This is a genomic window from Vibrio sonorensis, from assembly GCF_001854765.1.
GTDB lineage: Bacteria > Pseudomonadota > Gammaproteobacteria > Enterobacterales > Vibrionaceae > Vibrio > Vibrio sonorensis.
This window is the reverse complement of record NZ_LJJE01000063.1, coordinates 216,871-229,123: the sequence shown is the minus strand read 5'-3', so window position 1 is coordinate 229,123 and position 12,253 is coordinate 216,871. Positions and strand designations below refer to the sequence as shown.

Here is a 12,253-nt window from a genome sequence, read left to right as displayed (position 1 = left end):
AGTTGTTCCTTAATCCTTATGCAGGTGCATCGACTGGTTTCAAATCATCGTCAGGAGACGAGTCGTCTTCCTGATCAGGTTTTTGAACGTCATTCTTGGCCTTCGCGACTGCTGCCAAGTGTTCACCTTCAATCGCTTCTACTTCTGAAACTTCTACAAAGTAGTCTTTACTGCGTTGGAAACTGTAGGCGATCCACGCACCCACCATGCCTAATGCACCAAATAGCACCATCCACCAGATATGCCATACAAAGGCAAAACCAAAGATAAGTGAGAAGAAGCTGATCACGACACCAGCCCATGTGTTCTTTGGCATGTGAATACGCTTATAGCGTTCTGGTGCCTGGTATGCAGTCCCTTCTTCTTTGCGGTAGTAATGCTCATCGCGATCGTGGATCTTTGGCAAAGTAGCAAAGTTGTAGAAAGGAGGTGGTGAAGAAGTTGCCCACTCTAATGTGCGGCCATCCCATGGGTCACCAGTAGTATCCATGTTCTGCTTGCGGTCGCGAATACTGACGTAAACCTGATAGAACTGAGTCGCAATACCAGCTGCGATAATCGCGACGCCAAACGCAGCAATCCATAACAGCGGTGCCCACTCTGGGTTATCAGCCACGTTTAATCGACGGGTCATACCGTTGAAGCCAAGTACATAGACTGGCATAAAGGCAACAAAGAAGCCGATAGTCCACAGCGCACAAGATAGTTTGCCTAAACCTTCGTGCAATTTGAAACCTGTTGCTTTCGGGAACCAGTAGGTGAAACCAGCAAAGTAACCAAACACCGCGCCACCAATAATTACATTGTGGAAGTGCGCGATAACAAACAAGCTGTTGTGCAGTACAAAGTTAGCCGCTGGTACCGCTAACATTACGCCCGTCATACCGCCTATGGTGAAGGTAATAAGGAATGCAATCGTCCACCACATGCTGGCGGAAAACTCCACGCGCCCTTTGTACATGGTAAAGAGCCAGTTGAATATCTTAACCCCGGTGGGTATGGATATTATCATGGTGGCTATTCCGAAGAAGGCGTTAACGCTTGCCCCGGCCCCCATAGTAAAGAAGTGGTGTAACCAAACGATAAACGACAACACCATGATTACGGCTGTCGCCCATACAAGGGAGGTATAGCCGAACAAGCGCTTACGAGAAAACGTCGCGGTTATCTCTGAGAAAATACCGAAAGCCGGTAAGATCAGAATGTAAACCTCTGGGTGACCCCATGCCCAGATGAGGTTCACATACATCATCTGGTTGCCGCCCATATCATTGGTAAAGAAATGAGTACCAATGTATCGGTCAAGAGTCAGTAACGTTAGTGTCACTGTTAGAATTGGGAAAGCCAATACAATAAGGGCGTTTGAACACAACGCTGTCCAAGTAAACACTGGCATCTGCATCAACTTCATGCCCGGAGCACGCATGCGTAGTATGGTTACGACAAAGTTGACACCCGTTAGCAAGGTACCGATTCCGGAGATCTGCAAAGACCAGAGCCAATAATCGACACCTACCCAAGGACTGTATTCCATCCCAGATAGTGGCGGATAAGCTAGCCAACCCGTTGCAGCGAACTCACCGACAAATAGCGAGAGGTTGATAAGGATGGCACCAACCACAAACAGCCAGAAGCTCAGCGAGTTTAGGAATGGGAAGGCTACGTCACGTGCACCAATTTGAAGCGGTACTATGATATTCATCAAGCCAACCACTAGAGGCATGGCGACAAAGAAGATCATAATTACGCCATGAGCCGTAAAGATTTGGTCGTAGTGCTCTGGTGGCAAATAGGATGCATCGATAGTTGCAGCTGCTTGCTGAGAACGCATCAAAACTGCGTCCGAGAAGCCGCGTATCATCATTACCAAGGCAACGATGATATACATAATACCAATTTTCTTATGGTCTACCGAAGTAAACCAGTGATCCCAGAGGTACTTCCATTTGCGTTGATAGGTGATAAAACCGAGCAGTCCTAGACCGCCCAAAATACACGAAATCAGTACGGGTAGTATCACTGGATCCGTATAGGGAATAACATCCCAGTTCAGTTTACCGAAAATCGGATCCGGCTCAGCATATACATCGCCTTTATAGGCCATTTTGTGCTCCTGAGTGTTTCTCAATAATGTCTTTAAATCTCAGCGGGTCCACTGAAGCAAAATAGGTCACCGGATGAGGTGTTTTGATTTGTTCTTTTGCGTTTGCAGTTAGCCAGTTGTAGCTGTCGTCGTTAAGCGCTTTATCCGACGCTTTCACCTTGGCGACCCACTGGTCAAATTCAGCTTCATCGGTAGCGTGGGCTTGGAAGCGCATATTGGCAAAACCAAAACCACTGTAGTTTGCAGAAATACCACGATAAGTGCCCTCTTCTGTAGCCATCAAGTTAACGCGGTTCTCCATACCGGCCATCGCGTAAACCTGACTACCAAGCTGAGGGATAAAAAAGGAGTTCATTGTAGTATCTGACGTTACGACAAAACGGACAGGTTGATCGACGGGAAACGCAACTTCATTGACGGTAGCAATTTGGTGTTCTGGATAAATGAATAGCCATTTCCAGTTCATCGCAACCACCTGAATGGTCATCGGGTCTTTTTCTGACTGGAGTTCCTCTCGCGGATCCAGAGAGTATGAAGTGAGGTATGTTACCCAACCTAACGCAAGAATAATCAAGCAAGGTACGGTCCACACAACTACCTCAATTTTAGACGAGTGTTCCCAGTTAGGCTTGTATTCCGCTGCTTTGTTCGTGTGGCGGTATTTGTAAGGGAAATACACACACATAAACAGTACAGGGACTATGATAATAGCCATAAGAACGACAGAGGTGATGATTAGCGATTCCTGAGCCTCACCAATAGGGCCTTTAGGATCGAACAGCACCATATTGGTGCTAAAGAGCCAGCCTATAAATACCAGTGTCATCACTGACACCAAGACTAATGCAACTTTGATGTTACATTTTAAGTTCATTTGTCCTCCCTGGATTCTTTGTTATAAAAAGATCACAGACAAAATTGGTTACCTGAATTTAAAAAATATGCTTTCGTTCAACAGTGCTCGTACAATTTAAAGCCACAAACAAAGAAACAACAATTTAATATTTATAACATTTTATTATCATTTCAATGTCGGTATAATTATGAAGATTAGAAATTATATTTTCGCCACACTTTATACACATATATACGTTGTTAGAAAACTAAAAGAACAAATTTAGAAACTATTTTTTAAGCTAGATCTTTATTTAAAATATAACCAGATAAACATCATGGATTTAATTAACCCACACTAAATGTACAACTATATATATATCGCCAGACTCGATATTACCAAAGTGCTTAAATATCAAGATATTACACTCACCTCCAATCTGAACAAGCTGATAAACCCTACTGAATGGGCGGTTTATAGTCATAAATAACAATAGCCGCACAGTTACTAAGTTAAAATTCAATATAACCACAAGATTACTAATGATTTATTTCACCACTTTTTTTATGGTTACTATGAAATTAATTTTACTGCTTATTTAAATATTAGCAGAAGACATAAAAAACCCGACATTAAGTCGGGCTTTAATTGAGCGTTTATTTACTCATTGAGATAAATCATTACTATTCAATCTATAAGAGTTATACAGTTATTAGTAACATTTATCCCTAATAGGTTTATTGAATTAAATAAGCCATTGCAATTAACTGAATATTGCAGCTAGGACTAGGTTCGATACAACACTTTAACAACATGCCATCCAAACTTCGTTTTTACCAAGTGCGGTGTTAACACTTCTCCTTGAAAACACACTTTATCGAACTGAGGCACCATCTGCCCGCGTCTAAACTCTCCCAAATCTCCCCCCTTCTTTCCTGAGGGGCAAGTCGAGTATTTTTTTGCTAGGGTCTGAAATTTTGCGCCCTTTTTGAGCTGTTCAATAATATCTTCTGCTTGTGATTTATGTTTCACCAAGATATGTAGCGCTGCTGCGGTCTTTGCCATCTATATTTCTCACACACTTTTTACTGTATGAGCGGCATTATAACTAGGATTAATGAGATCTCCACTCCATAACGACATGCATGTAGATCAATAAATCTGCAATTAAACACGATTAGGCTATTGTGCTAATTGCACACCGACATAATTCCGTTACTATTTATTCATAGCGTATCGTTTTTGAGAATCCAGTATGGCAAAAACTATTAGCAAGGCTAATCAGTCTCAAGGTATGTTGATGTTCACACTCAACGCCCAACAGCAGTTATTTGCAATCGGCACCTTAAAAGTTAGGGAGATTGTTCCTTACATGCCGACCACGCAAATTCCTTATTCGCACCACCACGTAATCGGAACTGTCACGATTAGGGATTTGACGGTGCCAGTAATTGATATGCTGCCGCCATTGGTTTTAGACCTGTGCAACCCGACGAATACCAATCGTGCTACTTAATTGTCACCGACTGTCTGCGAACAGTGGTCGCTTTTATGGTCAGGACAATTGAAAAAATTATCGAATGTGATTGGCGTTCTATCGAATCCGCGCCTTCTACCGCAGGCCACAATGTTTTCGTGACGGGAATTACCAGACACGATGATAAAATTGTTCAGATGTTGGATGTCGAACTTCTGCTATCTAAAATCTACCCTCAATATGAGTCGACTAATATTCCTATGTTGACGGATATTGAGCGCGAAAGGTTAAAGGCACTCAGCATCCTCTTAGTTGACGACTCTTCAATCGCCCGTAAACAACTGTCCGATGCTTTAGACGGGATCAACATCTCATATCAAATATGCAAAAACGGCCTCGATGCCCTTGAGCTAATGCGCAGTGAAGCGGCAAATGGAAGACCTATCGACTTGCTAGTGAGTGATATCGAAATGCCAGGGCTTGACGGATATGAATTGGCTTTTGAAACTCAGAATGACAACAGTTTAAACCATGCGTACTGTATCCTTCACACTTCTCTTTCCAGCGAAATCTGCCTTGACCGCGCCCATCAAGTAGGCGCACACGAAGCGCTTGAAAAGTTTAATGCCGGAGACTTAGTTCAAGCGATGCTCCGAGGCGCTAAAGAACTAGAAAAAAAGAAGCCTGAAGTGATTGAGTAGTTGTCTGTTTTGTTAATAGGGGTTGCTGAAGTAGCCCCTTTCTTGTGTCAACTCTAATCAAAACCGAGCTGTGTGCGATTCGCTTTACTCAGTTTGCTTACAACAAGGCGATAGGAACGCTCACACAAGTCTTCTACTAAACCATCTTCCGCGTCACCGTTAAAATAGATAGTCACCCAGTGCTTTTTGTTCGTGTGGTATCCCGGTGTTATATCGCTAAACTGACTACACATAACTTCATTGTCCTCTGGGGCACCTTTTACGGTTACGTATTCTCGTCCTTCCCTTTTTGCTAGGATGGCGAACATCTTATCTCTAACTTTATACACCAAAGCATCAGGCCCAAAAGGATGGCTGCCTTCTACTTCTACAAATTGGTCAATAAAACTACTCAATTGCTTTATGTCCACGCGTTCGATCCCTCTTAGACCATTTATCACATCTATATTTACATACGTTTACTTTTAAAACGATTATATCGACGACTCTTCACCCATTCGACTAAAATAATCGCTATAATATTTACGGTTTTCTCGCTTTATCTTGAGCAAGCACAATGGGCTGCATTAAGCTAAACCTATGATTTAAAACTACCCTTTTTCAAAATTTTTTCTAACATTATTGGCGTATTTCACGTTTTTTAAAGGAAACCCAACACGATATCCGCTAATCTTAAGTGAGAAAAGTTAATCAAATGAGTATTAGAAACGCATGAGCGAAGACTTCAAGAAATCCACCGCCAATTTGAAAAAAGCGGTACCGCTGATGATGAAGAACCATGTTGCTGCAACTCCAGCAAACTATGCACTCTGGTATACCTATGTGGATAACGCTATCCCTAACTTAAACCATGAGTTAGACACTGTTTTGGAAAACTATGGCATTCTGCCACCAGCATCAAGCAAACAACTATACGATAGCTATATTGCAAGCCGTTCAGAAACAGATATGAATGAGCTTCGTGCCAACATTGAAATTTTGATCAATGAAGTAGCCAGTTCCATGACAGATACGCTCTCCGATACTTCTCAGTTTTCCGAACTGATAGACAAGAGCTTTTCCAGTCTGGAGCGCGTTGAAACAGAAAGTGTATCCATTGAAGAAGTCATGGGAATTGTGAGGCAGTTGGTTTCGGAGTCCCGTGAGATTAGACACTCGACCAAGTTTCTCAACAGTCAGTTATCTACTGCCAGCGATGAAATTCACAAGTTAAAATCTCAGCTTGCCGAAGTTCAAAAAGACGCCTTGTTTGATAGCATGACCAGTATTTACAACCGAAGAGCATTTGACGCTGACTTGCAAACGCTTTGTCGTGCACAGCAAAACCTCTCTTTGATACTGCTCGATATCGACCATTTTAAGAGCTACAACGATAATTATGGTCATCTCTTTGGTGATACCGTCATCAAAGGTATCGCTAGACGATTGCAGTTGAGTTGTCGCGAAGGTATTACTGCTTACCGATTCGGCGGTGAAGAGTTCGCCTTAATCGTTCCTAATAAATCGCTAAGAATTGCCCGTCAGTTTGCAGAGTCGTTGCGTCGTGCGATAGAAAAACTATCAATAAAAGATAGGAAGACGTCACAACAGGTCGGTAATATCACCGCTTCATTTGGCGTTTCCGAATTTTTGCCCGGCGATACACCAGACGCTTTGATTGAGCGCGCCGACGGTCTTCTGTACGAAGCAAAACAACTAGGCCGAAATCGCGTAATGCCCCTGTAAAAAGACCCGCAATTGCGGGTCTTATTCTTTATCCATCTCTCGTTATCGATTCGATAAGTTCTTGTTCGACCAAGGAAGCTTGCTCGGTGGCAATTTGGCAGGTACCCGCAGATTTATGCCCACCGCCACCATATTTAAGCATCAGTCTCCAACATTTGTTTTTGAACTTCTATCAAAGATAGATTTACCTGTAGCAAAAACGATGTTCTTCTTTTGAAAGCCCCAAAGTTTGTGAATCGAAATATTGCATTGGGGAAACAGGGCGTAAATCATAAATCGGTTTCCCGCGTATATTGTTTCTTCTTTAGTCAAATCCAATACAACGAGGTTGTCATAGATCTTTCCACAACGCAGCAGTTGGTCTTTAAACAAGTTTTCGTGTTCTTTATATAGATCGATACGCTCTTTTACATCAGGTAGTGAGAGAATCTCTTCAATAGTGTGATTAGTACAGTAATCGATAAGATCCATCATCAAGTCGTAGTTAGAAATGCGAAAATCTCGAAAGCGACCTAAACCAGTTCTCGCATCCATAAGAAAGTTGAGAAGATTCCACCCCGTAGAATCCAACACTTCGTCCCGATTAAACTGAGCTGAATCTCCTTTGTCGACCGCTTCCATCATCTCATCCCACTCTCGAGGAAACGTTTTGGTCCCGCCGTAGTGATCCCAAACCACACGTGCTGCTGAAGGAGCATTAGCATCAATCACATGATTATCTTTGTTGCCCTTTGTTCTAAGGGTTTCAGACAAATGATGATCAAACACCATAAAAGCATTCGCTACATAAGGAAGATTAGTGACGATATCATTGTTGGTTATCTCTACAATGCCGTCTTGCATATCTTTTGGATGCACAAATTTTATTTCTTCAATTAATTGAAGATGCTTTAACAATACTGCGCACACTAGCCCATCAAAGTCACTGCGTGTTACCAAACGATGTTTACTATCAGACATATCCCTGCCCTTTTCTTTGCGGCCTTTATTCTCTTGGATAAATAGGCCAATCCATAACTATTATTAAACAGTTATAATTTTAGTCGTCTTCGATCTTTTAACAAACTTAAGACAATGTTTATTCGTCGTTCTCCTATAATCCCTATGCAACTTAACTCGTGGTCTTGGAGAATCTAAAATGAAAACACGTGTCTTATTGTCTATCGGAGCGAGTGCCTTACTGTTAGTTGGCTGTTCTAATAACTCAGACGAATATGAAGTTAAGAGCTATGCATCGATGGCTAATCCAGCAGCGGTATTTTGTGTAGAGCGTGGAGGGGAGCTAGAGACAGTCACGGAAAACGCCATGCGGGTAACCTACTGTCATCTTCCAAATGGCGAAAAAGTAGAACAATGGGAGTACTTTCGAAATCACCACCAAAACAGTGACCAAGGCTAGTTCTTGGCCAATTAAATAGCTTTGTCTGGGTCTAGCAAGCGATTAAGTCGAGTTAATCGCTTGCTAAACTGATCTAGTAATGTGAGAGTAGCTGGGCTAACACCTTGTTCTAACATACCCAAACTTCGTATGTCCTTCTCAAGTCTCGCTATATCCGATGCATACGTTTGCAAGCAAGGTGTTTGACGAACGGTAGTTGTAAGTTCACCCATCGATTCTAGTGCCATCGAATATGGTATTTCTCCCAACGCCTTATTGGGCATTTTAAATGCACCTCGAACTGTACCTTCGATAAAAACGCGATAGATTGTCAACGTATCGAGAAGCAGAAATGCTTTCGACCTATCTGATGCGTATGGGTAGTTGGCAGTTAAGTGATGTTCCAATTGGTTGGAAAGAGAAAGTTGCAAACCCGCTGCCTTCATCCGTTCCCTCAGGTGTTTTAACAACCCTTGTTCATTGAGAAGCTGTTGAATTTGGAAAATACGTTCTAGATGATAGTCGTTAGACAAGAGTATCAACTCAATTACGCCCTCAGTTACCAGCAAACCGCTATTGATCAGCAGTTCGGCACTAAACTTCATGTTTTCAATACTGGTTTGAGAGTCTTCTTCCAACAACACGGTGAACTTTTCCAGTGATTTCTCCGCATTGGCTTGTTGATATATCGCTTTGGCTTCACTCATCTCATCTGTTGGGGCTTTTCCACCACTAATAAGCACAAGTGTGTTGTTGGGGTTAAACTCTTGGCTCGCACGAATTAGCAGTTCTGCCCGGCTTTGTCCTTCTAGAGTGAGTTTTTCATCAACCAATCGTTTGCCTAGAACCATTACTATTGTGTTGTAAGCCATATTCGCCTGCCATGCCCCTAAAACGCACTGTCTAACACAAGATACCTAATACTTGGACGTTTCACTAGTCACACTCTTATTTTGCCGCTGCAAAAATTGGCTTTCTGCCAAAGACTTAGACTATTGTTGATACTAAGTGCTAAACGCAATAACTAAACCTCGTTTCAAAGCCAGTAAAGCGATAGCGCGCTCAAATAGGTCAAAAAGAAGTTTTGATATAATAAAGGATAACACTCTAGTTTAAGCAGGCCAGAAATAGCCAAACCACTAGTGTGGTCGAAAGTGGAGCATGGATGAGGAGTCTTTATGTTATCTATATTCGAAATATTTAAGATTGGAGTTGGTCCTTCCAGTTCACACACCAATGGTCCAATGCTCGCTGGTTATCAATTTAATCAATTGTTACGCTCTAAATTGGAGGCAGTTCACCGTCTTCAAGTCGATCTTTATGGTTCCCTTTCGCTTACTGGTAAAGGCCATCACACTGACAAAGCGGTAATATTAGGCTTAGTTGGAAATCGTCCTGACACGATAAAAATGACCAGTGCTAAAGCCATGCTCCAAAGCTGCATTCAAGAAAAACGTCTCGCACTTACTTCAAACTGTCAAATTGGTTTTTCGTACTCTTCAGATATCGTATTTCACAAAAGAAACCTCCCGCTCCATGAAAACGGGATGACCATTTCCGCCTTTGACAAAGACGACAACCTTGTTGAATTTGAAACCTACTATTCGGTTGGTGGTGGGTTTATCGCCACCGCAAAAGAACTCGAACACGGCAAAACGGAATCAGAGGTAGAGGTACCTTTTCCATTCCGATCCGCTGAGGAGATGTTAAACACTGCTGAAGTCAATGGTTTAAGCCTAGGTGGCATGGTTGTTAAAAATGAAGCCTGCTTTCACACCGAGCAAGAGATTGAGAAAAAGGCAGATAAGATATGGAAAGTGATGACCTTGTGTATGGAACGCGGCTTTACTACAGAGGGAATTTTAGAGGGTGGACTAAACGTTACTCGACGCGCACCGAACCTGCTAAAAAAACTAGAAGCGTACCAAGCAATAGAACAAGATCCTATGGCAGTGATGGACTGGATCAATCTATTCGCGTTCGCGGTAAGTGAAGAAAATGCTGCAGGGGGACAAGTAGTCACCTCACCGACCAACGGCGCTTCTGGCGTGATCCCCGCTGTCCTTATGTACTATCACCGATTTATCCGCAACCTAGACACAACACAGCTTAAAGACTTTTTGGCAGTCGCGGGAGCGATAGGTATTTTATACAAAACCAATGCGTCAATCTCGGGGGCTGAAGTGGGATGCCAAGGAGAGATAGGGGTTTCGTCATCCATGGCCGCAGCGGGGTTAACTGCATTGCGAGGAGGCAGTAACGAACAAGTCTGTATTGCTGCTGAAATTGCCATGGAACACTCTCTGGGTATGACCTGCGACCCAATAGCGGGCTTAGTTCAAGTACCCTGCATAGAAAGAAACGCAATGGGCGCAGTTAAAGCGATTAACGCGTCGCGCATGGCACTTAAGCGCACAAGTAAGTGTGTTATCTCGTTGGATAAAGTCATAGAGACCATGTACCAGACAGGCAAGGATATGAACAAGAAATACCGCGAAACATCGCTAGGTGGGTTAGCGGTTGTCCATGTTACACCACCGTGTGAGTAACCATATAGATAAAACAAAAGAGCCCAAAGTGGGCTCTTAAAAGTGCTAGCAAAAACTAAAAATTCTTTAATCTCTTTGTCTCGCTTTGTACTCGTAGTTAATATTGACTACTGGTTGGTAAGCAATATCACCATCGCTCGTGATAACTTCGCGAATTGTCACATTAGAGTCGCGAATTTCGAACGAACTTCTGTCTACAACAGAATTACTTTTGTAGTTAACAGATTTGCTGAGTTCGAAAGGTGTTTTGTTGTTAATATCCATCAACATGTCTTTACCAGCTGCAAATGCCGCATCTTTTGACATTTCCAAATCGCCATTTAAGCTGCCGTTAGTAACGACTGTTGATGAACTACCGCTCAAACCGGCCATCGCCACTGAGCTAAATAAAAATACGCTTGCTAAACTAATTACTTTAATCATAACTGACTCCTTAGTTACCTTTTAAAATCAGGCGTACCCCTGCCTGATACTTGTCATCACCACATCGCTGCTTAGACCGTTTACGCTTTTTTGTGGCTCCGTAATAAGTACGAATATAGACCCACCACAGACTAGTGTTCTTTCCTTTCGAGTGGATTTTTTTGACGGTCATAGAGAGTAGAAAAGTGATAGCGAAAACTGGTGCTATTAATGCATAGGCGCTTTTAAGCCAAGAGTCAGCGAGTTAGAAAGCGAAGCAATCGACAGGCGTCATTTCCGCGCTGATTTTTTAGTCGATATTGGAATATCGCTGCAACAGATGTAATAAAACTTTTGAATGAAGCTCATCGAAAGACTAATTAATATCGACCATTGACTCTATGCTAACAGCGTCATGTCGCCAATACTCAATAGTGGCGTCTACGGCGGTTCCTGCTTGATCGTAGCGCGTTGTTTCTACCAGCAAAACAGGAGTGCCATCGGTTGCTCGAAGTGAATGCGCCAATTCTTGCGTAACTGCACTAGTCGAGACTTTATAAACCAACCGACTATATCGGACACCATATTGACTTTGACATACTTCAGCCAAAGAAGAGGCTTCAAGTTGGCTTTGTTCAAGGCTTGGGGCTTTATCAGTGCGAACATAAGTAGTGGTATACGCTACCGGCCTGCCTTCTAGGTACCTTAAGCAGTCCAATACATGTACGTCAGCAAAAGGCTCAAGCTTTAAGAGCTTAGTCGCGGTTTTATCTGCCATAGCAGTTTGGAATGACTGAATTTTCGTTTCCGCACGGCGGTTTTGTGTTTTTGCAATTTTCTCAAATGCGTCAAGCTGACTTGGGTCGTAGCGAAAAGGGGCCGGAGAAATAAACCACCCTCTTCTATCTTCGCGAAAAATAGTTCCTTCCGACTCCAACAATGAAAGAGCTTCGCGAAGCGTCACCCGAGTCGTGTTAAAAGATTCGGCGAGTTTTCGTTCAGCAGGCAATTTTTGCATTGGCATTAACAACCCAGACTCTATCTGATCTTCAATCGCTAATTTGATATTTACATATTGCACT

10 protein-coding genes and 2 pseudogenes are annotated in these 12,253 nt (G+C 42.7%); 4 read left to right on the top strand and 8 right to left on the bottom strand.

What is annotated here, in order from left to right:
- Nucleotides 1–16 precede the first annotated feature (16 nt).
- From cyoB to ppiC, 3 genes are all read right to left on the bottom strand, one after another.
- A complete protein-coding gene (gene cyoB / locus BLO31_RS11250) occupies nt 17–2,065 on the bottom strand; it encodes a cytochrome o ubiquinol oxidase subunit I (RefSeq protein ID WP_175443213.1) in 2,049 nt (682 codons plus the stop codon).
- A gap of 28 nt (nt 2,066–2,093) precedes the next feature.
- On the bottom strand, nt 2,094–2,978 hold the full coding sequence (cyoA, locus tag BLO31_RS11245; RefSeq protein WP_070966138.1) for a ubiquinol oxidase subunit II: 885 nt from the start codon (nt 2,976–2,978) through the stop codon (nt 2,094–2,096).
- Between the two features lie 747 nt (nt 2,979–3,725).
- Complete coding sequence (ppiC, locus tag BLO31_RS11240; RefSeq protein WP_070966134.1) at nt 3,726–4,004, bottom strand: peptidylprolyl isomerase PpiC; 279 nt, start codon at nt 4,002–4,004, stop codon at nt 3,726–3,728.
- Between the two features lie 190 nt (nt 4,005–4,194).
- Between ppiC and BLO31_RS11235 the strand changes: the two are divergent.
- A pseudogene (locus BLO31_RS11235) lies at nt 4,195–5,117 on the top strand (chemotaxis protein).
- A 53-nt stretch (nt 5,118–5,170) separates the two neighbouring features.
- Here BLO31_RS11235 and BLO31_RS11230 read toward each other — a convergent pair.
- Nucleotides 5,171–5,527: an MmcQ/YjbR family DNA-binding protein gene (locus BLO31_RS11230; protein WP_070966129.1), complete on the bottom strand. Its 357-nt coding sequence runs from the start codon at nt 5,525–5,527 to the stop codon at nt 5,171–5,173.
- A gap of 301 nt (nt 5,528–5,828) precedes the next feature.
- Here BLO31_RS11230 and BLO31_RS11225 point away from each other — a divergent pair, with 301 nt between their 5' ends.
- Nucleotides 5,829–6,842, top strand: coding sequence for a GGDEF domain-containing protein (locus BLO31_RS11225; RefSeq protein ID WP_070966126.1), 1,014 nt, complete (start codon nt 5,829–5,831; stop codon nt 6,840–6,842).
- Nucleotides 6,843–6,870: 28 nt separating this feature from the next.
- Here the strand turns inward: BLO31_RS11225 and BLO31_RS11220 are convergent.
- Nucleotides 6,871–7,802, bottom strand: a pseudogene (locus BLO31_RS11220) (exopolyphosphatase).
- Between the two features lie 178 nt (nt 7,803–7,980).
- Between BLO31_RS11220 and BLO31_RS11215 the strand changes: the two are divergent.
- Nucleotides 7,981–8,241, top strand: coding sequence for a putative hemolysin (locus BLO31_RS11215; RefSeq protein ID WP_070966123.1), 261 nt, complete (start codon nt 7,981–7,983; stop codon nt 8,239–8,241).
- Nucleotides 8,242–8,252: 11 nt separating this feature from the next.
- Here the strand turns inward: BLO31_RS11215 and BLO31_RS11210 are convergent, their stop codons facing one another.
- Nucleotides 8,253–9,092: a YdcF family protein gene (locus tag BLO31_RS11210; protein ID WP_070966120.1), complete on the bottom strand. Its 840-nt coding sequence runs from the start codon at nt 9,090–9,092 to the stop codon at nt 8,253–8,255.
- A gap of 306 nt (nt 9,093–9,398) precedes the next feature.
- Between BLO31_RS11210 and BLO31_RS11205 the strand changes: the two genes are divergently transcribed.
- Nucleotides 9,399–10,769: an L-serine ammonia-lyase gene (locus BLO31_RS11205; RefSeq protein ID WP_070966116.1), complete on the top strand. Its 1,371-nt coding sequence runs from the start codon at nt 9,399–9,401 to the stop codon at nt 10,767–10,769.
- A gap of 66 nt (nt 10,770–10,835) precedes the next feature.
- On the opposite strand, the gene BLO31_RS11200 is transcribed toward BLO31_RS11205, so the two are convergent.
- Complete coding sequence (locus BLO31_RS11200; RefSeq protein ID WP_070966111.1) at nt 10,836–11,192, bottom strand: DUF3316 domain-containing protein; 357 nt, start codon at nt 11,190–11,192, stop codon at nt 10,836–10,838.
- 355 nt (nt 11,193–11,547) lie between these two features.
- Nucleotides 11,548–12,252, bottom strand: coding sequence for a UTRA domain-containing protein (locus BLO31_RS11195; protein WP_070966108.1), 705 nt, complete (start codon nt 12,250–12,252; stop codon nt 11,548–11,550).
- Nucleotide 12,253: the final 1 nt, after the last annotated feature.

Excerpts from the sequence above, each read along its gene's own strand:
- BLO31_RS11205 (WP_070966116.1), top strand. The coding sequence starts at position 9,399 with ATGTTATCTATATTCGAAATATTTAAGATTGGAGTTGGTCCTTCCAGT.
- cyoA (WP_070966138.1), bottom strand. The coding sequence starts at position 2,978 with ATGAACTTAAAATGTAACATCAAAGTTGCATTAGTCTTGGTGTCAGTG.
- ppiC (WP_070966134.1), bottom strand. The coding sequence starts at position 4,004 with ATGGCAAAGACCGCAGCAGCGCTACATATCTTGGTGAAACATAAATCA.
- BLO31_RS11200 (WP_070966111.1), bottom strand. The coding sequence starts at position 11,192 with ATGATTAAAGTAATTAGTTTAGCAAGCGTATTTTTATTTAGCTCAGTG.
- BLO31_RS11225 (WP_070966126.1), top strand. The coding sequence starts at position 5,829 with ATGAGCGAAGACTTCAAGAAATCCACCGCCAATTTGAAAAAAGCGGTA.
- BLO31_RS11215 (WP_070966123.1), top strand. The coding sequence starts at position 7,981 with ATGAAAACACGTGTCTTATTGTCTATCGGAGCGAGTGCCTTACTGTTA.
- BLO31_RS11210 (WP_070966120.1), bottom strand. The coding sequence starts at position 9,092 with ATGGCTTACAACACAATAGTAATGGTTCTAGGCAAACGATTGGTTGAT.